This is a genomic window from Escherichia sp. MR, from assembly GCF_005280595.1.
In the GTDB taxonomy this organism is placed as follows: domain Bacteria; phylum Pseudomonadota; class Gammaproteobacteria; order Enterobacterales; family Enterobacteriaceae; genus Escherichia; species Escherichia ruysiae.
In genome coordinates this window covers 75,375-99,711 of sequence record NZ_SZVK01000007.1, presented here as the reverse complement: position 1 = coordinate 99,711, position 24,337 = coordinate 75,375, and the positions used below count along the sequence as shown (strand labels likewise).

Here is a 24,337-nt window from a genome sequence, read left to right as displayed (position 1 = left end):
TTGCCGGATGCGACGCTTGATGCGTCTTATCCGGTCTTATTATCAACACTTAGTGGGTTTTGATGTAGCCGCGAACGCACTCTTCGACTAATCCCCAGAACCAGTCGGTATCAATGGTGATGCCGACTTTGGTATTGGCGGGCTTGCCAAGAACGCCCAGCTCGTCGCAGATGGTACGCCCGTAGCAAGGGCCGCTATTAACGTCCACTTCGACATACATTTCCTGGGTTTTAATGCTATCAGAGTTGATCAGATAACCTATGCAGGTGGCGTCATGCACCGGGCCGCCAGCCAGGCCGTAGTTTTCGAACTGGGTTTTGAGGGTGAAATTCATGATGTCACGGAACAGTTCGCCGGCAGGGCCACCGGCCCTTTCCATCCGCGCAATCACATCCGGGGTACACACGGTCTGGTTAGTGAGATCCAGGCCCATCATCACCAACGGAACGCCGGAGGTGAATACCACGCGTGCCGCTTCTGGATCAGCAAAAATGTTGAACTCGGCAGACGGCGTGAAGTTACCTGTACCATAAGCGCCGCCCATCAGCACAATTTCACGGATTTTTGGTAGGATTGCGGGCTGCATACGCATCGCCACCGCGATGTTTGACAGCGGCCCCACCGGCACCAGAGTGATATCGCCTTCGCTTGCCATCAGGGTATCAATGATGTATTTCACCGCATGGGTGCTTTCAGCCTGGCGGGTCAGCGGTTCGAACACCGGGCCATCCAGACCGGTTTCGCCATGAATATTATCGGCAACGATTTGTTTGCGCATAATTGGCTGCGGCATCCCCGCATACACCGGAACATTAATCTCCAGTTTCTGACAAACATTCAGACCATTAATTAATGTTTTATCAAGCGTCTGATTACCCGCCACAATGGTGATACCTAATAAATCAATCGCCGGATGTTTCGCGGCCATCATTATGGCAATAGCATCATCATGACCCGGATCACTATCCAGAATAATTTTCCTCTTTTCCATTGTTTATTTCCTCTGTTTCAGTTGCGTTATTTTTTCTACAACAAAGAAATTTCCACCGGCCGATGATTGAATCTTAACAACAGCGTACGTATGCTAAATATGAGAAATCTCATAGCGGATAAACATCGTGAAAGAAATCCACAATAATGAACTTAAGCAGCAACTGATTAGTGAGTCCGCATTTAATGAGTGCTTTTCAACGGATGTTTCAGCCGATACACGACTGTTTCATTTTTTAGCGCGTGACTACATTGTGCAGGAAGGGCAACAGCCGTCCTGGCTATTTTACCTGACGCGAGGCCGCGCCAGGCTTTACGCCACGCTAGCTAATGGTCGCGTGTCGCTGATCGATTTCTTTGCCGCCCCCTGTTTTATTGGCGAGATTGAGTTAATCGATAAAGACCATGAACCGCGTGCGGTGCAGGCTATTGAAGAGTGTTGGTGCCTTGCGCTCCCTATGAAACATTACCGTCCGCTGTTATTAAACGATACCCTATTTTTACGAAAACTCTGCGTCACCTTAAGTCATAAAAATTATCGCAATATTGTTTCTTTAACTCAGAATCAATCATTTCCATTAGTGAATCGCCTGGCAGCATTTATATTACTCTCGCAGGAAGGTGATCTTTATCACGAAAAGCATACGCAAGCGGCAGAGTATTTAGGCGTTTCTTATCGACATCTTTTATATGTTCTCGCACAATTCATTCACGACGGTTTATTAATTAAAAATAAGAAAGGATATCTCATTAAAAATAGAAAGAAGTTGTTGGGACTGGCGCTGGAGATGGACCCGGAGAATAAATTCTCCGGGATGATGCAGTAAAAATGATTTGCAATAGCGCGATTACCGGATGCGACGATTGATGCGTCTTATCCGGCCTACAAATCGAGCATTACGCCAGCCCAATAAAGAACCCGGCAATGGTCGCACTCATCAGGTTGGAAAGCGTCGCAGCTGCCAGCGCCCGTAAACCAAGCTGGGCGATTTCCGGCGCCCGTTTTGGCGAAATAGCCGAGAACGCCCCAACGACAACACCGATAGAACCAAAGTTAGCAAAACCACAAAGCGCAAAGGAGATAATGGCAACAGTTTTCACGTCCAGCGTGCCGCCCGTTTGCAAATATGGCGAGAAACTCAGGTAAGCGACAAATTCGTTAATCGCCAGTTTCTGCCCAATCAGGCTACCCGCAAGGTTGGCATCACTCCAGTCCACGCCCATGATCCACGCCAGCGGTGCCAGTACATAGCCAAAAATACTTTCCAGAGAGGCATTGGCAAAACCAAACCAACCGCCAATTCCACCGATAATGCCGTTAATCAGCGCAATAATCGCCACAAACGCCATCACCACCGTCGCCACACCTGCGGCTATTTTCAGTCCGGTCATCGCACCATTCGCCGCTGCTTCGATAAAGCTTTTTGGCGGCGTTTCGCTGAACGACAGATTTTCAAATGTCACCTGTGAAGGCTCGGTTGCCGGGCTAAGAATACGTGCAAACAAAATACCGCCAGGGATCGCCATCAGCGATGCCGCTAACAGATAGTCAATTGGCACGCCCATTCCGGCGTAACCAATCATCATCGAGCCGGCAATAGACGCCATGCCGCTACAAATTGCGGTAAACAACTCGTTGCGATTCATACGATCAATAAACGGTTTTACGATCGCCGGGATCTCGTTTTGCCCAAGGAAAATGGTGGTGACCGCGACAAAAGATTCTATTTTGCTGATGTTGAGGGCTTTCTGGAAAATACTGCCAAGAATGCGAATCAGGAGTCCCATCACGCCAATGTAGTACAGCAGACTGATGAGCGCAGTAACGAAAATAATCGCCGGAAGTACGCGAAAGGCGAAGATAAAGCCCGCGCCATCAAACAGGACATCCATTTTCGGCCCCACCAGAGAGCCAAAAATAAAGGCGCTACCCGCATCGCTGTAGGACATGACTTTATGTACGCCCAATGCCGCCTGCTCTACAGCCCATTTTCCCGGTGGGAAGTAGAGCATAATGCCGCCAATGGCGATTTGCAGCAGCAGCGCGGCTCCAACCGTGCGCAAACTGATGCTCTTTTTATTCACTGACAACACAAACGCTATTGCCAGTAACACCACCATCCCCACAACACTTCTCATTATATCCATAATGATTTTCCCTTCATGCCCGTAAACCCGGCGCCAGCGCCAGGTTTCGGTTTGTATGATGAGTACGGGCGACGGCTTTCTGCCCGTCAGAAATTAACCCGCGAGACGCTGGTATTCTTTGGCAATTTCGCTCGCCAGAATGGCGTTGTTAAACACCAACTGGATGTTGGATTTCAGGCTGTCGCCACCGGTCAGTTCTGCAACGCGTGCCAGCAGGAACGGCGTGCTTTCTTTACCGATTACACCTTGCTCTTCAGCTTCGGCAACTGCCTGATCAATTGCAGCGTTAATACTTTCTTCCGGCATCGCAAACTGTTCCGGAATTGGGTTTGCCACCACCAGGCCACCGTTCAGACCGCTTTTCCATTTCACCGCCATCGCACGGGCAATTTCGCTGGCGCTGTCGAGACGGATGCTGACTTCAAACGGGCTGGTGCGGCAGAAAAACGCTGGTAATGCTTTGGTCTGATAGCCAATTAACGGCACACCAAAAGTTTCTAAATATTCGGTGGTTAAGCCTAAATCGAGAATAGATTTTGCTCCGGCACAAACTACGGTGACATTAGTGTGCGCCAGTTCCTGTAAATCGGCGGAAATATCGAAGGTATTTTCCGCCCCGCGATGAACACCGCCAATACCGCCAGTGGCAAATACTTTAATTCCGGCAAGCGCCGCAATAATCATGGTGGAAGCCACGGTGGTTGCGCCATTTTTTCCGGCGGCAACAACAAAAGGTAAATCGCGACGGCTAACTTTCGTTACGTTATGTCCTTCACGACCCAGCAATTCAATTTCTTCTTTGCTTAAGCCCACTTTCATCACGCCGCCAATAATAGCGATAGTGGCTGGTACAGCGCCCTGCTTACGAATTGTTTCTTCAACTTCAATTGCGGTCTGGGCATTTTGCGGGAACGGCATCCCGTGAGAGATAATGGTCGATTCCAGCGCCACAACCGGTTTTTTGTTTTTTAAAGCGTCCTGCATTTCCGAGGAAATTTGTAATAATTCAGGGGAAATTTTTAATTCAGACATTCTGCGTTCTCCACTAACGATATAACGTTGGCAATCGATAAATCAGGGTTATTGGTGTATTCACAGGAGAGCGCCATTGACGAACATCCCTGTGCAAAACGAACAGATTCGGCAAACGGCATCCCGTCTACCCAACACGAAGCAAGTCCCGCCATCATGGCATCGCCCGCTCCGGTAACGTTAATGACATTGGTTTTAATCGGTGCAGACCAGCCGCTTTCGCCGCTGATATCACTATAATAAACACCATCACCACCCATGCTCAGAACCAGTCGGTTCAGGCCATGTTGATGGAACCAGGCGGCAACCTTTGCTACATCTTCACGCCCGGAAAGCGCAATCCCGCTCAGGGTTTCCGCTTCAAGACGGTTTGGCTTCAGGGTATGAATTTGACTTAATCGCTCGCGTACTTTGACGCATTTCCAGGCCGAAACCGGATCGACAAATACCGGTACGCCAGCGGCATTATCCAGAATCCAGACCAATGTCTCTTCACTGATATTACAGTCTGCGACAATGACCTTTGCCCCCTGAATAAATTCACGGTGCTGTGCGAGATATTCCGCTGAAATACAGTTACTAATATTCATGTCATTTATAGCAACCAGCATTTCACCGGTATTATCGAGTAATGATAAATAGCTCGATGTATTTTCCCCAGGCACAATAAGGCATTTATCGACATAAACACCGGAGTGATTGGTTTGTGTCAGGAGCGATTGACCATAAAAATCACTGCCTACGGCGCTCAGTAGCCAGGCTTTGTTTCCCAGCAACGCCAGATTTTGTGCGATATTGCGCCCTACTCCACCGGGAGTAAATTTTATTTTCCCTGGATTGGAATCCGCATAATTTAATGATTCATGTGAATATCCGGCGACATCAATATTCGCCGAACCTATAATTACGACATAATCCTTTTCGCGCATAGCACGTCCTCTGGTAAAAAATTACCAACCCTTTCAATCCACAAGAATAGAGATAACTGCAAAGACGGTTTAAACATGTGTTCATATTTAAACATGTGCTCATAGTATGCATGTTTTACTTAAAGTAAATTACCGCCAGAGGGGCAAAATGAGCAGATTTGAACAGGCTCACAAAACGCTATTATTGGCGGTTTTAGAAAAAGCGAAGAAATTGTGAAGTGATGCACAGAATGGAAACAATAAAAAAGGGCAGAAATTAATCTGCCCTTGAGGAAATGACGTTACTGTTTGATGAGAGTGTCAGCTTTCTATTGGAAAATAAAACCATTCAAAATCATAGAATTGCCGTCAACAATTTATCACTCACCTTGCACTCATCAAATGATACAGGGCAGAAAATTTCTGCCCTGTGGTTCACGTTTTATTATGCTGCTTTCGCCACAACGTCCGCTTCCGGACGTTTCAGGAAGGCATAGGCCAGACCCGCCACCAGCGTACCAGCGATAATTGCCACCAGGTAACCCAGTACCGGCGTAATGGCGCCAGGGATCAGCAGAACAAACAGACCACCGTGCGGTGCCATCAGTTTCGCACCAATCGCCATTGAGATTGCGCCAGTCAGCGCCCCACCAACGATACAGCACGGCAGCACTCGCATCGGATCACGGGCAGCAAACGGAATTGCACCTTCTGAAATAAAGCACAGACCAAGAACCAGAGCTGCTTTGCCGCCTTCTTGCTGCGCTTTGTCGAATTTGCGACGCACCACCATTGTTGCCAGCCCCATTGCCAGCGGAGGCACCATACCTGCCGCCATAATCGCCGCCATCGGGCCATAGGTTTGAGTACTCAGCAGACCCACACCGAATGCATACGCTGCTTTGTTTACCGGACCGCCCATGTCAGTACACATCATGCCACCGAGGATCGCGCCCAGCAGAACCGCATTCGCAGTACCCATGGTTTGCAGCCAGTGAGTCAGGCTTTCGAGGATGCCAGCAACCGGTTTACCGATCAGGTAGATCATCGCCAGACCGACCACCAGACTGGAAATCAGCGGAATGATCAGAATCGGTTTCAGCGCCTCCATACTCTGTGGCAGTTTCAGTTGCGTACTGATTAACTTCGCGATGTAACCCGCTAGGAAGCCCGCAATGATCCCGCCAATGAAGCCAGAACCTGTGCTGACCGCCAGCATACCGCCAATCAGACCCGGCGTGAGACCCGGACGATCGGCAATGGAGAAGGCAATGTAACCCGCCAGTACCGGCACCATCAGCGCAAAGGCTGAACCACCGCCAATCTGCATCAGCGCCGCCGCCAGCGTCCCCTGCTCTTTAAACGCTTCGATACCAAAAGCAAAGGAAAGCGCGATACACAGACCACCCGCAACCACCATTGGCAGCATGTAGGAAACGCCCGTCAGCAGGTGACGATACGCGCCTGCACTCTCTTTCTTACCTTCAGTGGTCGCCGTTTGAGCTTTACCCGCCGGTTCGTAAGGCGTCGCTTCAGCAACCGCTTTATCCAGCTCCTGAGCCGTTTTCTTCAGCGCCAGACCGGTAGAGGTGCGATACATTGGTTTACCGGCAAACTTCGCCAGATCCACTTCGATATCTGCTGCCACAATCACCAGATCCGCTGCTGCCACTTCTTCAGGCGTGATCGCGTTACCCGCACCAACGGAGCCACGGGTTTCAACTTTCACCCACCAGCCACGTTTTTTCGCTTCGGTTTCAATGGCTTCAGCCGCCATAAAGGTGTGCGCTACGCCAGTTGGGCAAGCTGTCACCGCAACCACGCGTTTCGGGCCACTGACGACAACCGGTGCTGTCGCAGCGACCGGCGCAGTGTAAGGCTTCGCATGGCCTTTGGCTTCACTCAGGAATAGCTCAGGATGCGCGACTGCGCGGGAAATATCGCCCAGCCAGACATTTTTACCGTTCAGCGCGCTGTCGTTCGGGATGGAATCACCCAGAACAATCGCCATTTCAGCGTCGTTCGGATTGTCGATGATTTCCAGTTTTGCTTTTCGCGCCGCCGCGCCCAGCAGGGTCTTCGCCATATAGGCGCGTGCCTGACCGAGATTAGCGTCAATAATCAGCAGCGTTTTCATTATGCCTCTCCTGCTGTCAGTTAAAAGGTTGTAAGTCGACGCGCGCCATCATTGCGGCCAACTGCGGACGATCGGTAATACCCACATTGCTTTGACTGACCGCCAGGGCTGCAACAGCCGTTGCCAGACGCAGTGTGTGTTCACTGGATTCACGCATCAGCAAGCCATAAATGAGGCCACCAACCATGGAATCCCCTGCGCCAACAGTGCTTACGACATCGACTGACGGTGGTTTGGCGATCCATTCGCCGGAGGCATTAACCCAAAGCGCGCCTTCGGCACCCAGTGAAATGACGACATGCGCGATACCTTGTTCACGTAGCGCATGTGCAGCTTCAATGACATCTTTCATTTCAGGCAGTTTACGGCCAGCCCAGATTTCCAGCTCGCGGCGGTTAGGTTTCACCAGCCACGGTGCCGCTTTCAAACCTGCCACTAATGCTTCGCGGCTACTATCAAAGATAATGCAAGGACACTGACTACGCAGGCGAGTCATCCAGTCGGTGAATGCTTCCGGGCTGACGCCTGACGGTAAACTGCCGCTGACACAGACCATATCGAACTGACCGAGCCAGCTCAGAGAATCAGTCACAAAGCGTTCCCAGTCTGCTGGAGTGACTTCAAAACCCGAGAAATTGAGGTCAGTAACTTCGCCGTCTTTTTCCGTCAACTTAACGTTAATGCGGGTACGCCCCTGTACAACCTGGAAACGGTTGGCAATGCCCAGCTCGCTGAACAGTTGCTGAAATCCGTCCTGATTGTCTTTACCCAGAAAGCCGCCAACGGTGACATCAATACCCAGATCTTTCAGAACTTTGGCAACGTTGATACCTTTACCCGCCGCATGAAGACCGGTGGTTTTCACCAGGTTCACTTCGCCGCGTTCAATTTCCGGGCAGAAACCAACAAGGTCATACGCCGGATTGAGGGTGATCGTAGCAACACGTCTGCTCATTACGCGCCCTCCCCAAGACCTGCGGCGATGGCGTCGCCAATTGCCTTCAGTGCCTGTTCAGCATCCGCCCCCTGGGCGGTAAAGCGCAGGCGATGACCTTTCTTAACGCCAAGTGCCACAACTTTCATCAGACTACGTCCGTTTGCCGGTTTGCCGGTGCCATCAAGGTTTGTCACGGTAATATCACTGTTAAATTGTTTAATGGTATTGACCAGCATGGTGCCTGGACGAGCATGCAGGCCGTGTTCGTTGCGCACCACAAACTCCGCGCTTAACACGTCGTCAGTCGGCGCATCATCGCTGGTCAGCAGTGCCAGCAATGTTGCCGCATCCGCTTTCAGCAAACGGTCAGCTTTATTGTCGAGTAACAGATCGGCGAGACGCTTAAGAACCGCGACGGGATGATCGTCATTCATTGCCACACTCACCAGCATGGCTGCCGTTTCGCCCTCCACATCAAAAGCATTTGCCGCGCGGCTTACCGCAATCGCGCTACGCAGGTTGCCTTCGGCGCTATCGCTCAGCCAGATGCCCTGTCCGAGATTCAGAGGTTGTTCATTGATGGCTTTAGTGACGAAGGTGGCGTCAACGGCACCCGCTTCTTTCAGACGTGCAGCGTTCAGCGCCTGCAGAGTCAGCAGATCGCTGGCGACAATATCCAGCGTCAGCATTTCGTTATCGAGTTTCAGCTGCTCACTCTGCTTTTCGCCCATCAGCAATGCGCGAAGTTCTTCTGCTGTCGTTGCTGACTTCAGTTGTTCAGCAACGGAATCATCGCTTAGCACGTGGGTCAGCTGGCGCAGCAGGCCCAGGTGTTCGTCCGAGCTGGCGGCAATACCGATCGCCACGTACGCTACCTGACCGTCACCCCAGGTGACGCCTTCCGGGAACTGAAATACCTGAACGCCGGTTTTCAGCACCTGATCGCGGGTGTCGGTGGTGCCGTGAGGAATAGCAATACCATTGCCGAGGAACGTTGAGGTTTGCTGCTCGCGCGCCAGCATGCCATTGACGTAGCCTTCAGCTACATTACCGGCCCGCACCAGCGCCGCAGCGACCTGGCGAATCGCCTCTTCTTTGTCTCCGGCCTTTTCGCCCGGATGGATGTCCTGTACGGATAACTGGAACATAGTTCTCCTCTCTTGCTGAATTGAAACGATTCAGCTTCTATGAGAAAAAAAGCGCCAACCTGGCTTACGGTTAAAGACAAGATCGCGCTGAAACGTTTCAATAAAGCATAATACTTCTGTTTCAGCACGCAAGGGAAGCTGTAAACTTATGACCAAAATTTTGATGCGCTGCACAATTTTTTGTCATTTTTCCTAATTGCTGACGGGAAAACTCGTTGCCAGCAATTTAATTTCAGCAGCGTCAGCAGACAATCAACAAGAGTGAAATGGCATTTTGATTATTCGTGGCGAGTTTGATTTCACTGACTGTTTATTTTCTGACAAGCAGCGTAAACTCCGCGTCTCCATCTTTCAGTGATCGACCAGCATGCATAACTCCCCCGCAGTCTCCAGCGCGAAATCGTTTGACCTGACATCGACGGCGTTTTTAATCGTTGCCTTTCTCACCGGTATTGCGGGCGCTCTGCAAACCCCGACGCTCAGTATATTCCTTACCGATGAAGTGCACGCCCGTCCGGCGATGGTGGGATTCTTCTTTACCGGCAGTGCTGTCATCGGGATTCTGGTGAGTCAGTTTCTCGCCGGACGCTCTGATAAGTGTGGCGATCGTAAATCACTGATTGTCTTTTGCTGCCTGTTAGGCGTGCTGGCCTGCATCCTTTTTGCCTGGAACCGCAACTACTTTGTTTTGCTGTTCGTTGGTGTCTTTCTTAGTAGCTTTGGCTCTACCGCCAACCCGCAAATGTTTGCTCTCGCCCGTGAGCACGCTGACAAAACCGGGCGTGAAGCGGTGATGTTCAGCTCTTTTTTACGCGCTCAGGTTTCGTTGGCATGGGTCATTGGTCCGCCGCTGGCTTATGCCCTGGCGATGGGGTTCAGCTTTACGGTGATGTATCTCAGCGCAGCAGTGGCGTTTATTGTCTGCGGCCTGATGGTGTGGCTATTTTTACCGTCGATGCAAAAAGAGGTTCCGCTGGCGACCGGCACGGTTGAAGCGCCGCGCCGTAATCGTCGCGATACGCTACTGCTGTTTGTCATTTGTACGTTGATGTGGGGGTCAAATAGCCTGTACATTATCAACATGCCACTGTTTATTATCAACGAATTGCATCTTCCCGAGAAACTGGCGGGCGTGATGATGGGAACCGCCGCAGGCCTGGAAATCCCGACCATGTTGATCGCGGGTTATTTTGCCAAACGTCTGGGTAAGCGTTTCTTAATGCGCGTTGCCGCCGTGGGTGGCGTCTGTTTTTACGCAGGTATGCTGATGGCGCATTCACCTGTCATTCTGTTGGGCTTGCAGCTGCTGAATGCTATTTTTATTGGCATTCTGGGTGGCATCGGGATGCTCTATTTTCAGGATCTGATGCCCGGTCAGGCGGGTTCAGCAACCACGCTCTATACCAATACCTCGCGTGTGGGCTGGATCATCGCGGGGTCAGTGGCGGGCATAGTCGCCGAAATCTGGAATTATCACGCCGTGTTCTGGTTTGCGATGGTGATGATTATCGCCACTCTGTTCTGCTTACTGCGGATTAAAGATGTTTAAGGCGCGGTCAGTATTTCCAGATCGATAAGCCAGGTCATCGCCTGCTGACGCGTGTTACCGCACATTTCAGCACTGGCTTGTAAACCTGCGCAAACTTTCGGACGTAGCGGCGATGTAAAAATTTTACAACGTTGCTGTTCATCAAGCTGAATGCAGGGCGTATTGGCGGGCTTGCCATCTGGCATACCAGGTATAGGGCTGGAAATTGAAGGGGCAGTGCAACACGCCCCGCAACCCGGACGGCATTCCATACGTTGTTCTCTTAAGGTTAACCACCGGATTGATGAGCGCGCACAGTACCACCTTTTTTGCACCAGCAAAAGTGCGAATACCACTTGCCTGAAAGGCTCGTCGCGAGTAGTTTGACGCGATATTTTTGACATTTTCGATAACAGGAATTTTTCGATGCCAAGAGCGAACGAAATTAAAAAAGGTATGGTACTGAATTACAACGGCAAATTGCTGCTGGTTAAGGATATTGATATTCAGTCTCCCACCGCCCGTGGTGCCGCTACGCTGTACAAAATGCGTTTTTCTGATGTCCGTACCGGGCTGAAAGTGGAAGAACGCTTCAAAGGCGATGATATCGTTGACACCGTAACGCTGACCCGTCGTTACGTTGACTTCTCCTACGTCGATGGCAACGAATATGTCTTTATGGATAAAGAAGACTATACCCCGTATACCTTCACAAAAGATCAGATCGAAGAAGAGCTGCTGTTTATGCCGGAAGGCGGTATGCCGGATATGCAGGTTCTGACCTGGGACGGTCAACTTCTGGCGCTTGAACTGCCGCAAACCGTTGATCTGGAAATTGTTGAAACCGCACCGGGCATCAAAGGCGCGTCTGCCAGCGCCCGTAACAAACCGGCGACATTGAGCACCGGTCTGGTCATTCAAGTACCAGAATACTTAAGCCCAGGCGAAAAAATTCGTATCCATATCGAAGAACGCCGCTATATGGGTCGTGCTGACTAACTTCAGCCAGATATCAGAAAAGGGATGGCTCAGACTGTCCCTTTTTTAATTTATTATACCAATCTTCTATTTTGCGCTTCCTGAATATCGTTCTCCCGCAATATTCACCACTAAATTGATCGCCCTCACACTTCATCGCATTAACAATCCAGACCAATTTCAATTGCTGTCATATAACTTTACACTGTCGTTGTTAATTAATCGTTACTAAGACGTGACTCCTATGAATACAATCGCCTCCGTTACGCTCCCGCAGCATGTACACTCGCCCCGCTACGATCGGCAACAATTGAAATCTCGTATCGTTCATTTTGGATTTGGAGCCTTCCACCGTGCGCATCAGGCGCTATTAACCGACCGTGTGCTGAATGCCCAGGGCGGCGACTGGGGGATCTGTGAAATCAGCCTGTTCAGTGGCGATCAGTTGATGAGCCAGCTTCGCGCGCAGGATCATTTATACACCGTATTAGAAAAAGGCGCAGACGGCAACCAGGCTATTATTATTGGAGCCGTTCGCGAGTGCCTGAATGCAAAACTGGATTCCTTAGCGGCGATTATTGAGAAGTTTTGCGAGCCGCAGGTGGCGATTGTTTCCCTGACGATTACCGAAAAAGGCTATTGCATCGACCCGGCTACCGGCACACTCGACATCAGCAATCCACGTATCATTCACGATCTTCAAAGTCCCGAAGATCCTCACTCCGCGCCAGGCATTCTCGTCGAAGCACTAAAGCGCCGCCGTGAACGCGGCCTTGCCCCGTTTACCGTGCTCTCCTGCGACAACATTCCCGATAATGGCCATGTGGTGAAAAACGCGGTGCTGGGGATGGCGGAAAAACGTTCGCCAGAACTTGCGGAATGGATAAAAGATCACGTCAGCTTTCCGGGAACCATGGTAGACCGCATTGTCCCGGCAGCAACAGACGAATCACTGGCGGAAATTAGCCAGCATCTGGGCGTGAATGATCCCTGTGCGATTAGCTGCGAGCCGTTTATCCAATGGGTGGTGGAAGATAACTTCGTCGCGGGGCGCCCTGCCTGGGAAGTCGCTGGCGTGCAGATGGTCAATGATGTTCTGCCGTGGGAGGAGATGAAACTGCGTATGCTTAATGGTAGTCACTCTTTTCTCGCTTATCTGGGTTATCTCGCAGGATTCGCCCATGTCAGTGATTGTATGCAGGATCGCGCATTTCTCCATGCCGCCAGAACATTAATGCTGGATGAGCAAGCGCCGACGCTGCGGATCAAAGATGTCGATTTAACACAATATGCGGATAAGTTAATTGCACGTTTTGCTAACCCGGCGCTGAAACATAAGACCTGGCAAATCGCGATGGATGGCAGCCAGAAATTACCGCAGCGTATGCTGGCAGGCATTCGCATACATCTGGCGCGCGGAACGAACTGGTCATTGTTGGCATTAGGCGTTGCTGGCTGGATGCGCTATGTGAGCGGTGTTGATGATGCCGGAAATGCTATTGATGTTCGCGATCCGCTTAGCGATAAAATTCGCGACCTGGTCGCGGGCAGCAGCAATGAACAACGCGTAACCGCCCTGCTTTCCCTGCGTGAAGTTTTCGGTGATGACCTGCCAAATAACCCGCATTTTGTGCAGGCTATCGAACAAGCCTGGCAACAAATCGCGCAGTTTGGGGCGCATCAGGCGCTATTAAACACTCTCAAAATTTAACGATTTCTGCGGTTAAAGCGGATGAAGCCCGTCTTCGTCCGCTCTCCCCTTCTCTTTTCTGCCTTTTTTAGCCAGGATTAACGCACAGTTAACTTATCAGAGTATTGCGGAGCCGCTGTGACCAGGACCAACCTCATCACCGGTTTTCTCGGCAGCGGGAAAACCACGTCGATTCTTCATCTATTAGCCCATAAAGATCCCAACGAAAAATGGGCGGTGCTGGTTAATGAATTTGGAGAAGTCGGAATTGATGGCGCTTTGCTCGCCGATAGCGGCGCATTGCTGAAAGAGATCCCCGGCGGCTGCATGTGCTGCGTTAATGGTTTACCCATGCAGGTAGGTCTGAATACCTTACTGCGTCAGGGAAAACCAGACCGCTTGTTGATAGAGCCAACCGGGCTGGGCCATCCGAAACAGATCCTCGATCTGTTAACCGCACCAGTTTATGAACCGTGGATCGACTTGCGCGCCACGTTGTGTATTCTCGATCCACGCCTGCTGTTGGATGAAAAAAGTGTCAATAATGAAAACTTCCGTGACCAGTTGGCTGCCGCAGACATCATTGTCGCCAATAAATCCGACCGCGCGACGCCCGAAAGCGAGCAAGCGTTGCAACGCTGGTGGCAACAAAATGGTGGCGATCGGCAATTAATTCACAGCGAACATGGGCAAATTGAAGGTCATCTTCTGGATTTACCCTGTCGCAATTTAACTGAGTTGCCTGCCAGCGCCGCCCATTCACATCAGCATGGCGTGAAAAAAGGGTTAGCGGCGTTAAGCCTGCCAGAACATCAACGCTGGCGTCGCAGTCTGAACAGCGGACAAGGACATCAGGCCTGTGGCTGGATATTCGACGCTGATACGGTGTTCGACACCATCGGCATTCTGGAATGGGCACGACTTGCACCAGTAGAGCGAGTGAAAGGCGTTATGCGCATTCCGGAAGGCCTTGTGCGAATCAACCGTCAGGGCGATGACCTGCACATTGAAACGCAAAACGTTGCACCACCGGATAGCCGTATTGAGCTGATTTCCAGTAGCGAAACTGACTGGAACGCCTTACAAAGCGCGCTGTTGAAGCTTCGTTTAGCGACCACCGCGTAAGGTTGCCTGCGTTTTTCAGTAAGATAATTAGAGAAAATATGATTAAAAATTTGCCGCAAATAGTGTTGTTGAACATTGTCGGCCTCGTGCTGTTTCTTTCCTGGTACATACCCGTTAATCATGGATTCTGGTTATCGATTGATACGAATATTTTTTATTTCTTTAATCAGAAACTGGTCGAAAGTAAGGCCTTTTTGTGGCTGGTTGCATTGACCAACAATCGCGCTTTCGACGGTTGTTCACTGCTGACGATGGGAATGTTGATGCTGAGTTTCTGGCTGAAAGAAAATGCCCCTGGCAGACGACGTATCGTAATTATTGGTCTGGTCATGCTGTTAACCGCAGTGGTATTAAACCAGCTGGGTCAGGCATTAATTCCGGTAAAACGGGCCAGCCCGACATTAACCTTTACAGATATTAACCGCGTCAGCGAACTGCTACCTGTACCCACGAAAGATGCATCACGAGATAGCTTTCCCGGCGATCACGGCATGATGTTACTTATTTTTTCCGCCTTTATGTGGCGCTATTTCGGAAAAGTCGCAGGTCTTATCGGCATTATTATTTTTGTGGTTTTTGCATTTCCCAGAGTAATGATTGGCGCGCACTGGTTTACCGATATCATTGTCGGCTCCATGACCGTGATATTGATCGGTTTACCCTGGGTGCTGTTGACGCCATTAAGTGATCGATTAATCACCTTTTTTGACAAATCACTACCGGGAAAAAGCAAACATTTCCAAAACAAATAACTCACAGTAATTAACATCATCAGGTTTATTTTTATAGTAAGGATAATCCTGATGATGCGCACGATTGCTTTCATTCATCAAATACAATGCTCATTCTTTAAGCAAATGAATAGGTTGCATGTTTTTCGCACAATCGTTCTTTAATTGACCAATCCCACTTATTAACTTTCTGTATCACTTTTTCTTATAAAAAATCATGTAAAACCGCTCGCCAAGACCGCGCCAATCGGGTAATCTCGGACTCGTTTTGCCTCGGCGTTAAATTATCCTCACAGCATATAATTTTGTGCGTTAGTCCACAGATTTGGCCTTAAGGAATTGTTTCAACATGCCCAGGTAATTAGTCTCGTGTCGCTTGGCATTTTTTATAACGATATTTATCGTTAAGGACTTCAAGGGAAAACAAACAACATGGTCAAATCTCAACCGATTTTGAGATATATCTTGCGCGGCATTCCCGCGATTGCAGTAGCGGTTCTGCTTTCTGCATGTAGTACAAACAACACCGCAAAGAATATGCATCCTGAGACACGTGCAGTGGGTAGTGAAACATCATCACTGCAAGCTTCTCAGGATGAATTTGAAAACCTGGTTCGTAATGTCGACGTGAAATCGCGAATTATGGATCAGTATGCTGACTGGAAAGGCGTTCGTTATCGTCTGGGCGGCAGCACCAAAAAAGGTATCGATTGTTCTGGTTTCGTACAACGTACATTCCGTGAACAATTTGGCTTAGAGCTTCCGCGTTCAACGTATGAACAGCAGGAAATGGGGAAATCAGTTTCCCGTAGTAATTTGCGTACAGGCGACTTAGTCCTGTTCCGCGCGGGTTCAACCGGACGCCATGTCGGTATTTATATCGGTAATAATCAGTTTGTTCACGCATCCACCAGCAGTGGTGTAATTATTTCCAGCATGAATGAGCCGTACTGGAAGAAGCGTTACAACGAAGCACGTCGGGTTCTCAGCCGTAGCTAATAAATCGTTTGGATGCAATCCCTTGGCTATCCTGACGAGTTAACGAAAAGCACTGCTTAGGCAGTGCTTTTTGGTTTTTCTCATCCGAGAAAATGATGTTTCCACATCTTGAACCAGGCTATAGTCCCGTCATTCTTTCCTTTTAGTGTTGTCGTATTTTCAGGATATTATCGGAACCATGTTCATACGAGCTCCCTCTTCTGGACGTAAGATCCTGCTCACCTGCATTATTGCGGGCGTGATGATTGCGATACTGGTCAGCTGCCTTCAGTTTTTAGTGGCCTGGCATAAACACGAAGTCAAATACGACACCTTGATTAGCGACGTACAAAAATATCTCAATACCTATTTTGCCGACCTGAAATCCACCACTGACAGGCTCCAGCCGCTTACCTTAGATACCTGCCAGCAAGCTAACCCGGAGCTGACTGCACGCGCAGCATTTAGCATGAACGTGCGAACGTTTGTGCTGGTAAAGGATAAAAAGAGCTTCTGTTCTTCTGCAACTGGTGAGATGGACATCCCACTCAGTGAACTGATTCCGGCACTAAACATCGGCAAAGATATTGATATGGCAATATTGCCAGGCACACCGATGGTGCCCAATAAACCAACGATCGTCATCTGGTATCGTAACCCTTTATTAAAAAATAGCGGCGTTTTTGCAGCATTGAATCTGAACCTGACGCCGTATATTTTCTATAGCTATCACCAGCAAGATTTCAACGGTATCGCGCTCATTATTGGTGATACTGCGCTATCGACTTTTACGTCGCATTTGATGAACGTCCGTGAGTTAACCGGCACGCCGGTACGTGAAACCAAAATTGCAGGCCTTCCGCTGACCGTTCGGCTTTATGCTGATGACTGGACATGGAACGATGTGTGGTACGCGTTTCTACTGGGTGGTATGAGTGGAACTGTCGTTGGCCTGCTCTGCTATTACCTGATGAGCGTGCGTATGCGCCCAGGCAGAGAAATTATGATGGCCATCAAACGTGAGCAATTTTACGTGGTGTATCAACCGGTGGTTGATACGCAAACACTGCGGGTAACTGGCCTGGAAGTACTGCTACGCTGGCGTCACCCGGTAGTGGGTGAAATTCCGCCGGACGCCTTCATTCACTATGCCGAATCGCAAAAGATGATTGTACCTCTCACCCAGCATCTGTTTGAGCTGATTGCTCGTGATGCCGCAGAATTAGAAAACATACTGCCGGTGGGCGTGAAATTTGGCATTAACATCGCGCCGGATCATCTGCACAGCGAGAGCTTTAAAGCAGATATCCAAAAACTGCTCACTTCCCTGCCCGCACACCATTTCCAGATTGTGCTGGAAATTACCGAGCGCGATATGCTGAAAGAGCAAGAAGCCACGCAACTCTTCGCCTGGCTGCATTCAGTCGGCGTAGAAATTGCTATTGATGACTTCGGCACCGGGCACAGCGCGCTTATTTATCTGGAACGTTTCACGCTCGATTACCTGAAAATTGACCGTGGCTTTATCAACGCCATAGGTACGGAAACGGTCACCTCACCCGTACTTGACGCGGTGCTGACGCTGGCGAAACGTCTCAATATGCTGACAGTTGCTGAAGGGGTTGAAACACCGGAACAGGCGCGCTGGCTGCGCGAACGTGGCGTTAATTTCCTGCAAGGTTACTGGATTAGTCGCCCCCTGCCGCTGGATGATTTTATCCGCTGGCTGGAGAAACCTCATACGCCACAGTGGTAAGGTGTGCGTGCGTCCCTTATTATTCATAGTGAAAGTATGCCGGATTGCGGCTAATGATGAGTAAAAGGAAATCCGTTGCAGATGATTGTGCGCATACTGCTGCTGTTTATCGCTCTGTTCACCTTTGGTGCGCAGGCGCAGGCTATCAAGGAAAGCTATGCCTTTGCAGTGCTGGGAGAACCCCGGTACGCGTTTAATTTCAACCATTTTGATTATGTGAACCCCGCCGTGCCAAAAGGTGGGCAGATAACGTTGTCAGCCCTCGGCACCTTCGATAATTTCAACCGTTATGCATTGCGCGGCAACCCCGGCGCACGCACCGAGCAGTTGTACGACACGCTATTTACCACCTCCGATGACGAGCCAGGCAGTTATTACCCGCTGATTGCCGAAAGCGCGCGCTATGCTGACGATTATTCCTGGGTGGAAGTCGCCATTAATCCACGCGCCCGTTTTCATGACGGTTCGCCTATTACTGCCCGCGATGTTGAATTCACTTTTCAAAAATTTATGACCGAAGGCGTGCCGCAATTTCGTCTGGTTTATAAAGGCACTACCGTTAAAGCCATTGCGCCGTTAACCGTGCGCATTGAATTAGCCAAACCAGGTAAAGAAGATATGCTGAGTCTGTTTTCGCTGCCGGTGTTTCCAGAAAAGTACTGGAAAGATCACAAACTTAGCGACCCGCTCGCCACGCCTCCGCTTGCCAGTGGTCCGTACCGAATTACGTCCTGGAAAATGGGGCAGAATATTGTCTATTCCCGCGTGAAAGATTACTGGGCGGCAAACTTACCGGTAAACCGTGGGCGCTGGAATTTCGACACCATTCGCTACGATTATTACCTCGACGATAATGTCGCTTTTGAAGCATTTAAAGCCGGTGCTTTTGATTTGCGTATGGAAAACGACGCCAAAAACTGGGCCACGCGCTATACCGGTAAAAATTTCGACAAAAAATACATTATCAAAGACGAACAAAAGAACGAGTCGGCACAGGATACGCGCTGGCTGGCGTTTAACATTCAGCGTCCGGTATTCAGCGATCGCCGGGTCCGGGAAGCGATCACTCTCGCCTTTGACTTTGAATGGATGAACAAGGCGTTGTTTTACAATGCCTGGAGTCGCACGAACAGTTATTTTCAGAATACCGAATACGCGGCCAGAAATTACCCGGACGCAGCTGAACTGGTGCTTCTGGCGCCGATGAAAAAAGAGTTACCACCAGAAGTCTTCACGCAAATCTACCAGCCGCCGGTATCCAAAGGCGATGGCTACGATCGTGACAACCTGTTAAAAGCCGACAAACTTCTCAACGAAGCGGGCTGGGTGCTGAAGGGGCAGCAACGCGTAAATGCCACAACGGGTCAACCGCTCAGCTTTGAGTTATTGCTGCCTTCAAGCAGCAATAGTCAGTGGGTATTGCCGTTCCAGCACAGCCTGCAACGGCTGGGTATCAGTATGGACATTCGCAAGGTGGATAACTCGCAAATTACCAACCGAATGCGCAGTCGCGACTATGACATGATGCCGCGCGTGTGGCGAGCAATGCCGTGGCCCAGTTCCGATTTACAGATTTCCTGGTCATCGGAATATATCAACTCCACTTATAATGCACCCGGCGTGCAAAGTCCGGTTATCGACTCGCTGATCAACCAGATTATTGCCGCGCAGGGAAATAAAGAAAAATTGCTGCCGTTAGGGCGCGCACTGGATCGCGTATTAACGTGGAATTATTACATGCTGCCAATGTGGTACATGGCGGAAGACCGTCTCGCCTGGTGGGATAAATTCTCCCAACCCGCTGTGCGCCCTATTTACAGCCTCGGTATCGATACCTGGTGGTATGACGTCAATAAAGCGGCCAAACTGCCGTCAGCCAGACAACAGGGAGAGTAGATGGGCGCTTATCTGATTCGCCGTCTGTTGCTGGTGATCCCAACGTTATGGGCGATTATCACCATCAACTTTTTCATCGTGCAAATTGCGCCTGGCGGTCCGGTCGACCAGGCCATCGCCGCCATTGAGTTTGGTAATGCCGGAGTATTACCCGGCGCAGGCGGTGAAGGTGTTCGTGCCAGCCATGCGCAAACGGGCGTCGGCAATATCAGCGACAGTAATTACCGTGGCGGACGCGGATTAGATCCAGAAGTGATCGCCGAGATCACTCATCGCTACGGTTTCGATAAGCCGATCCACGAACGTTACTTCAAAATGCTCTGGGACTACATCCGCTTTGATTTTGGCGACAGCTTGTTTCGCAGCGCCTCGGTGCTGACGCTGATTAAAGACAGTCTGCCGGTTTCCATCACCCTCGGATTATGGAGCACGCTGATTATCTATCTGGTGTCGATTCCGTTAGGCATTCGCAAAGCTGTTTATAATGGAAGCCGCTTTGACGTCTGGAGTAGCGCATTTATCATTATCGGCTACGCCATTCCGGCCTTTTTGTTTGCCATCCTGCTGATTGTCTTCTTCGCAGGCGGCAGCTATTTCGACCTGTTCCCTCTACGCGGCCTGGTTTCCGCTAACTTTGATTCGCTGCCGTGGTATCAGAAAATCACTGATTATCTGTGGCATATCACGTTACCCGTGCTGGCGACAGTGATTGGCGGCTTTGCGGCACTTACGATGCTGACCAAAAACTCATTCCTTGATGAAGTGCGCAAGCAATACGTGGTTACCGCGCGTGCGAAAGGGGTCAGTGAGAAAAATATTCTCTGGAAACATGTGTTTCGTAACGCCATGCTGCTGGTGATTGCCGGTTTTCCGGCGACGTTTATCAGCATGTTTTTCACCGGTTCGCTGTTGATTGAGGTGATGTTTTCGCTCAATGGCCTCGGCTTACTGGGCTACGAAGCGACCGTCTCGCGCGATTATCCGGTGATGTTTGGCACCTTATATATTTTCACCCTAATTGGCCTGCTGCTGAATATCGTCAGTGATATCAGCTATACGCTGGTCGATCCGCGTATTGATTTTGAGGGACGTTAATGTCGCGACTCAGCCCCGTCAATCAGGCCCGTTGGGCGCGTTTTCGCCATAACCGTCGCGGCTACTGGTCGTTATGGATTTTCCTCGTCTTGTTTGGTTTGAGTTTGTGTTCTGAACTTATCGCCAACGATAAACCGTTGCTGGTGCGTTATGACGGCAGCTGGTATTTCCCGTTGCTGAAAAACTACAGCGAAAGCGATTTTGGCGGTCCGCTGGCAAGCCAGGCAGATTATCAGGACCCGTGGCTGAAGCAACGGCTGGAAAATAACGGCTGGGTACTGTGGGCACCGATTCGCTTTGGTGCTACCAGTATCAACTTTGCTACCGATAAGCCCTTCCCTTCTCCCCCCTCCCGGCAAAACTGGCTGGGAACGGATGCCAACGGCGGCGATGTGCTGGCACGTATTCTCTATGGCACGCGGATCTCAGTTCTGTTTGGCCTGATGCTGACCCTCTGCTCCAGCGTGATGGGCGTGCTGGCGGGGGCGCTACAAGGCTATTACGGCGGTAAAGTCGATCTTTGGGGACAACGTTTTATTGAAGTATGGTCGGGGATGCCGACGCTGTTTTTGATTATTTTACTTTCCAGCGTCGTACAGCCTAACTTCTGGTGGCTGTTGGCAATTACCGTCTTGTTTGGCTGGATGAGTCTGGTCGGTGTGGTGCGGGCGGAGTTTTTACGTACCCGTAATTTCGACTACATCCGCGCGGCGCAGGCGCTTGGCGTCAGCGATCGCAGTATCATCCTGCGTCATATGTTGCCAAATGCCATGGTCGCTACCCTCACCTTTTTACCGTTTATTTTATGCAGTTCAATAACTACCCTGACCTCACTCGATTTCCTCGGCTTCGGTCTGCCGCTCGGTTCACCGTCACTCGGCGAACTGCTGTTACAAGGGAAAAATAACCTTCAGGCCCCGTGGCTTGGGATCACCGCCTTCTTGTCGGTGGCGATATTGTTGTCTTTGCTGATTTTTATTGGTGAAGCCGTCCGCGACGCATTTGATCCTAATAAGGCGGTGTAGTATGACGCAAACTCTGTTAGCGATTGAAAACTTGTCGGTGGGTTTTCGCCATCAGCAAACTGTCCGTACCGTAGTGAATGATGTTTCACTACAGATTGAGGCTGGCGAAACGCTGGCGCTGGTGGGCGAGTCAGGTTCTGGCAAGAGCGTTACTGCGCTGTCGATTTTACGTCTGCTCCCTTCCCCGCCGGTAGAATATCTTGCTGGAGATATTCGTTTTCATGGCGAATCGCTACTTCATGCCAGCGAGCAAACGTTGCGCGGCGTACGCGGTAATAAGGTAGCCATGATCTTCCAGGAGCCAATGGTGTCGTTAAATCCATTGCATACTCTAGAAAAACAGCTTTATGAAGTGCTTTCACTCCATCGCGGGATGCGACGAGAAGCGGCACGTGGCGAGATATTAAATTGCCTTGATCGCGTCGGTATCCGTCAGGCAGCAAAACGACTGGCAGATTACCCTCATCAGCTCTCAGGCGGCGAACGCCAGCGGGTGATGATTGCAATGGCGCTATTAACGCGCCCGGAATTATTAATTGCCGATGAACCGACCACCGCGCTGGACGTCTCTGTCCAGGCGCAGATTTTACAGCTGTTGCGCGAACTGCAAGGCGAGCTGAATATGGGTATGCTGTTTATTACTCATAACCTCAGCATTGTCAGAAAACTGGCCCACCGCGTGGCGGTAATGCAAAACGGTCGCTGTGTCGAGCAAAATAACGCCGCTACGCTATTTGCCTCACCCACACATCCTTACACAAAAAAGCTACTCAACAGTGAACCGTCAGGCGACCCGGTGCCATTGCCAGAACCTGCCTCAACGTTGCTAGATGTTGAACAGCTTCAGGTTGCCTTCCCCATTCGTAAAGGGATCTTGAAGCGCATTGTGGATCATAATGTGGTGGTGAAAAACATCAGTTTTACGCTACGGGCGGGTGAAACACTGGGTTTAGTAGGCGAGTCAGGTTCCGGGAAAAGCACGACGGGACTGGCGCTGCTGAGACTGATTAACTCTCAGGGTAGCATTATCTTTGACGGTCAGCCACTGCAAAATTTAAATCGCCGCCAGCTGTTACCTATTCGTCATCGAATTCAGGTGGTATTTCAGGATCCAAACTCCTCGCTCAACCCACGACTCAACGTTTTGCAGATTATTGAGGAAGGCTTACGGGTTCACCAGCCGACGCTTTCTGCCGCACAACGCGAACAACAAGTGATAGCCGTGATGCATGAAGTGGGGTTAGATCCTGAAACACGCCACCGCTATCCTGCAGAGTTTTCCGGGGGGCAACGACAACGCATAGCGATTGCCAGGGCGTTGATTCTTAAGCCTTCACTGATCATTCTTGATGAACCAACATCGTCGCTCGACAAAACGGTACAGGCGCAAATATTGACGCTATTGAAATCATTGCAACAAAAGCATCAACTGGCCTATTTGTTTATCAGCCACGATTTACACGTCGTCCGCGCGCTATGTCATCAGGTTATCGTACTGCGACAGGGGGAAGTGGTGGAACAAGGACCGTGCGCGCGCGTATTTGCCGCACCACAGCAGGAGTATACGCGTCAGCTACTGGCGTTAAGCTGACGCTTAAAAAGGATTGTAATTTGAGAAGGGCTCGGCAATTGCCACACCAAAATTTTTCAATCGGCATGTCGCCGCAAACTCATCATGGCGATTTACAAACAGGCACGGCTCACCTTCACACTCCAGTACCGAGCATGGAACTTCAATGTCGCTTAACGCCTGGCTTAGTTTGTACATCACCGACCATGCATTATCACCATCCGGGCTAAGCAATTTAAGCGCCACCAGGCTGTTGTCACCGCACGGTCCATTTTGCGGAATCGGTTCAACCTTCGAACCTGCGAAACCAGCAGACCAGCGATAGTTCTGCGGCAGTCGATGGACGATTGAGAGTTGTAATGAAGTCACTTATTTTCCCCGGAAGCACATTTACTTCACAATTTGTTTACATCAATTTTAACACATCAACAACAACCCGTCTTTAAACAGATCGTAAAGATTGATGCCTCGCCTGCGTGGCCTCTATGGCTCTGATTTAAATAATATCTGCGGGCGTGGTCACGTTTGCGGGGCTATATGTACCCGTTTCTGCGATCTAACTCAACCTTTTTAACTACAATGATGTGACTTTTTACATAAATTGATTTTACATAAAATAAACATATATCGGGGGAATGATGGATTTGTGGTTGACATGCATCAAC

At 50.1% G+C, this 24,337-nt stretch carries 21 protein-coding genes; 12 read left to right on the top strand and 9 right to left on the bottom strand.

What is annotated here, in order from left to right:
- Nucleotides 1-49: 49 nt before the first annotated feature.
- Nucleotides 50-991 (bottom strand): ribosylpyrimidine nucleosidase, encoded by a 942-nt coding sequence (gene rihB / locus FC814_RS05095; protein ID WP_137325602.1) that lies wholly within the window; start codon nt 989-991, stop codon nt 50-52.
- Nucleotides 992-1,118: 127 nt separating this feature from the next.
- Between rihB and FC814_RS05090 the strand changes: the two genes are divergently transcribed.
- On the top strand, nt 1,119-1,817 hold the full coding sequence (locus FC814_RS05090) for a transcriptional regulator YeiL (protein ID WP_105280135.1): 699 nt from the start codon (nt 1,119-1,121) through the stop codon (nt 1,815-1,817).
- 70 nt (nt 1,818-1,887) lie between these two features.
- On the opposite strand, the gene FC814_RS05085 is transcribed toward FC814_RS05090, so the two are convergent.
- From FC814_RS05085 to fruB, 6 genes are all read right to left on the bottom strand, one after another.
- Nucleotides 1,888-3,138: a NupC/NupG family nucleoside CNT transporter gene (locus FC814_RS05085; RefSeq protein ID WP_000353890.1), complete on the bottom strand. Its 1,251-nt coding sequence runs from the start codon at nt 3,136-3,138 to the stop codon at nt 1,888-1,890.
- 93 nt (nt 3,139-3,231) lie between these two features.
- The gene (gene psuG / locus FC814_RS05080) at nt 3,232-4,170 is read right to left on the bottom strand and encodes a pseudouridine-5'-phosphate glycosidase (protein WP_137325601.1); all 939 of its coding nucleotides are present in this window, start codon (nt 4,168-4,170) and stop codon (nt 3,232-3,234) included.
- Entirely contained in the window at nt 4,158-5,099 is a 942-nt protein-coding gene (locus FC814_RS05075) for a pseudouridine kinase (protein ID WP_001207111.1), read from the bottom strand. The genes psuG and FC814_RS05075 overlap by 13 nt, the downstream gene beginning before the upstream one ends.
- 424 nt (nt 5,100-5,523) lie before the next feature.
- Nucleotides 5,524-7,215 (bottom strand): PTS fructose transporter subunit IIBC, encoded by a 1,692-nt coding sequence (gene fruA, locus FC814_RS05070; protein ID WP_137325600.1) that lies wholly within the window; start codon nt 7,213-7,215, stop codon nt 5,524-5,526.
- A 16-nt stretch (nt 7,216-7,231) separates the two neighbouring features.
- The gene (gene fruK / locus FC814_RS05065; protein ID WP_000091270.1) at nt 7,232-8,170 is read right to left on the bottom strand and encodes a 1-phosphofructokinase; all 939 of its coding nucleotides are present in this window, start codon (nt 8,168-8,170) and stop codon (nt 7,232-7,234) included.
- The gene (gene fruB, locus FC814_RS05060; RefSeq protein WP_137325599.1) at nt 8,170-9,300 is read right to left on the bottom strand and encodes a fused PTS fructose transporter subunit IIA/HPr protein; all 1,131 of its coding nucleotides are present in this window, start codon (nt 9,298-9,300) and stop codon (nt 8,170-8,172) included. The genes fruK and fruB overlap by 1 nt, the downstream gene beginning before the upstream one ends.
- A gap of 367 nt (nt 9,301-9,667) precedes the next feature.
- Between fruB and setB the strand changes: the two genes are divergently transcribed.
- Complete coding sequence (gene setB / locus FC814_RS05055) at nt 9,668-10,849, top strand: sugar efflux transporter SetB (RefSeq protein WP_137325598.1); 1,182 nt, start codon at nt 9,668-9,670, stop codon at nt 10,847-10,849.
- On the opposite strand, the gene FC814_RS05050 is transcribed toward setB, so the two are convergent.
- Nucleotides 10,846-11,100 (bottom strand): YkgJ family cysteine cluster protein, encoded by a 255-nt coding sequence (locus tag FC814_RS05050; RefSeq protein WP_024165195.1) that lies wholly within the window; start codon nt 11,098-11,100, stop codon nt 10,846-10,848. The genes setB and FC814_RS05050 overlap by 4 nt on opposite strands.
- A 154-nt stretch (nt 11,101-11,254) precedes the next feature.
- Between FC814_RS05050 and yeiP the strand changes: the two genes are divergently transcribed.
- The 10 genes from yeiP (at nt 11,255) to yejF (ending at nt 23,693) form a co-directional block, all read left to right on the top strand.
- Complete coding sequence (gene yeiP / locus FC814_RS05045; protein ID WP_001136827.1) at nt 11,255-11,827, top strand: elongation factor P-like protein YeiP; 573 nt, start codon at nt 11,255-11,257, stop codon at nt 11,825-11,827.
- A gap of 223 nt (nt 11,828-12,050) precedes the next feature.
- Complete coding sequence (locus FC814_RS05040) at nt 12,051-13,517, top strand: mannitol dehydrogenase family protein (protein WP_137325597.1); 1,467 nt, start codon at nt 12,051-12,053, stop codon at nt 13,515-13,517.
- A 117-nt stretch (nt 13,518-13,634) separates the two neighbouring features.
- Complete coding sequence (gene yeiR, locus FC814_RS05035) at nt 13,635-14,621, top strand: zinc-binding GTPase YeiR (protein ID WP_137325596.1); 987 nt, start codon at nt 13,635-13,637, stop codon at nt 14,619-14,621.
- Between the two features lie 38 nt (nt 14,622-14,659).
- Nucleotides 14,660-15,373 carry a Kdo(2)-lipid A phosphotransferase gene (gene lpxT, locus FC814_RS05030; RefSeq protein ID WP_010347233.1) on the top strand — a complete coding sequence of 238 codons (714 nt, stop codon included), beginning with the start codon at nt 14,660-14,662 and terminating at the stop codon, nt 15,371-15,373.
- Nucleotides 15,374-15,784: 411 nt separating this feature from the next.
- The gene (mepS, locus tag FC814_RS05025) at nt 15,785-16,351 is read left to right on the top strand and encodes a bifunctional murein DD-endopeptidase/murein LD-carboxypeptidase (RefSeq protein ID WP_024216343.1); all 567 of its coding nucleotides are present in this window, start codon (nt 15,785-15,787) and stop codon (nt 16,349-16,351) included.
- A 178-nt stretch (nt 16,352-16,529) separates the two neighbouring features.
- Complete coding sequence (locus FC814_RS05020) at nt 16,530-18,086, top strand: cyclic di-GMP phosphodiesterase (protein WP_000470615.1); 1,557 nt, start codon at nt 16,530-16,532, stop codon at nt 18,084-18,086.
- Between the two features lie 81 nt (nt 18,087-18,167).
- Entirely contained in the window at nt 18,168-19,982 is a 1,815-nt protein-coding gene (locus tag FC814_RS05015) for an extracellular solute-binding protein (protein WP_085460947.1), read from the top strand.
- Nucleotides 19,983-21,077 carry a microcin C ABC transporter permease YejB gene (locus tag FC814_RS05010; RefSeq protein ID WP_000501604.1) on the top strand — a complete coding sequence of 365 codons (1,095 nt, stop codon included), beginning with the start codon at nt 19,983-19,985 and terminating at the stop codon, nt 21,075-21,077.
- Nucleotides 21,077-22,102, top strand: coding sequence for an ABC transporter permease (locus FC814_RS05005; RefSeq protein WP_000088916.1), 1,026 nt, complete (start codon nt 21,077-21,079; stop codon nt 22,100-22,102). Before FC814_RS05010 ends, FC814_RS05005 begins: the two co-directional genes overlap by 1 nt.
- A 1-nt stretch (nt 22,103) precedes the next feature.
- On the top strand, nt 22,104-23,693 hold the full coding sequence (gene yejF, locus FC814_RS05000; RefSeq protein ID WP_000194901.1) for a microcin C ABC transporter ATP-binding protein YejF: 1,590 nt from the start codon (nt 22,104-22,106) through the stop codon (nt 23,691-23,693).
- Between the two features lie 3 nt (nt 23,694-23,696).
- Here the strand turns inward: yejF and FC814_RS04995 are convergent, their stop codons facing one another.
- On the bottom strand, nt 23,697-24,041 hold the full coding sequence (locus FC814_RS04995) for a YejG family protein (protein WP_000202796.1): 345 nt from the start codon (nt 24,039-24,041) through the stop codon (nt 23,697-23,699).
- Between the last annotated feature and the right edge of the window lie 296 nt (nt 24,042-24,337).

Excerpts from the sequence above, each read along its gene's own strand:
- rihB (WP_137325602.1), bottom strand. The coding sequence starts at position 991 with ATGGAAAAGAGGAAAATTATTCTGGATAGTGATCCGGGTCATGATGAT.
- FC814_RS05085 (WP_000353890.1), bottom strand. The coding sequence starts at position 3,138 with ATGGATATAATGAGAAGTGTTGTGGGGATGGTGGTGTTACTGGCAATA.
- psuG (WP_137325601.1), bottom strand. The coding sequence starts at position 4,170 with ATGTCTGAATTAAAAATTTCCCCTGAATTATTACAAATTTCCTCGGAA.
- FC814_RS05075 (WP_001207111.1), bottom strand. The coding sequence starts at position 5,099 with ATGCGCGAAAAGGATTATGTCGTAATTATAGGTTCGGCGAATATTGAT.
- fruA (WP_137325600.1), bottom strand. The coding sequence starts at position 7,215 with ATGAAAACGCTGCTGATTATTGACGCTAATCTCGGTCAGGCACGCGCC.
- fruK (WP_000091270.1), bottom strand. The coding sequence starts at position 8,170 with ATGAGCAGACGTGTTGCTACGATCACCCTCAATCCGGCGTATGACCTT.
- fruB (WP_137325599.1), bottom strand. The coding sequence starts at position 9,300 with ATGTTCCAGTTATCCGTACAGGACATCCATCCGGGCGAAAAGGCCGGA.
- setB (WP_137325598.1), top strand. The coding sequence starts at position 9,668 with ATGCATAACTCCCCCGCAGTCTCCAGCGCGAAATCGTTTGACCTGACA.
- FC814_RS05050 (WP_024165195.1), bottom strand. The coding sequence starts at position 11,100 with ATGGAATGCCGTCCGGGTTGCGGGGCGTGTTGCACTGCCCCTTCAATT.
- yeiP (WP_001136827.1), top strand. The coding sequence starts at position 11,255 with ATGCCAAGAGCGAACGAAATTAAAAAAGGTATGGTACTGAATTACAAC.
- FC814_RS05040 (WP_137325597.1), top strand. The coding sequence starts at position 12,051 with ATGAATACAATCGCCTCCGTTACGCTCCCGCAGCATGTACACTCGCCC.
- lpxT (WP_010347233.1), top strand. The coding sequence starts at position 14,660 with ATGATTAAAAATTTGCCGCAAATAGTGTTGTTGAACATTGTCGGCCTC.
- mepS (WP_024216343.1), top strand. The coding sequence starts at position 15,785 with ATGGTCAAATCTCAACCGATTTTGAGATATATCTTGCGCGGCATTCCC.
- FC814_RS05020 (WP_000470615.1), top strand. The coding sequence starts at position 16,530 with ATGTTCATACGAGCTCCCTCTTCTGGACGTAAGATCCTGCTCACCTGC.
- FC814_RS05015 (WP_085460947.1), top strand. The coding sequence starts at position 18,168 with ATGATTGTGCGCATACTGCTGCTGTTTATCGCTCTGTTCACCTTTGGT.
- FC814_RS05010 (WP_000501604.1), top strand. The coding sequence starts at position 19,983 with ATGGGCGCTTATCTGATTCGCCGTCTGTTGCTGGTGATCCCAACGTTA.
- FC814_RS05005 (WP_000088916.1), top strand. The coding sequence starts at position 21,077 with ATGTCGCGACTCAGCCCCGTCAATCAGGCCCGTTGGGCGCGTTTTCGC.
- yejF (WP_000194901.1), top strand. The coding sequence starts at position 22,104 with ATGACGCAAACTCTGTTAGCGATTGAAAACTTGTCGGTGGGTTTTCGC.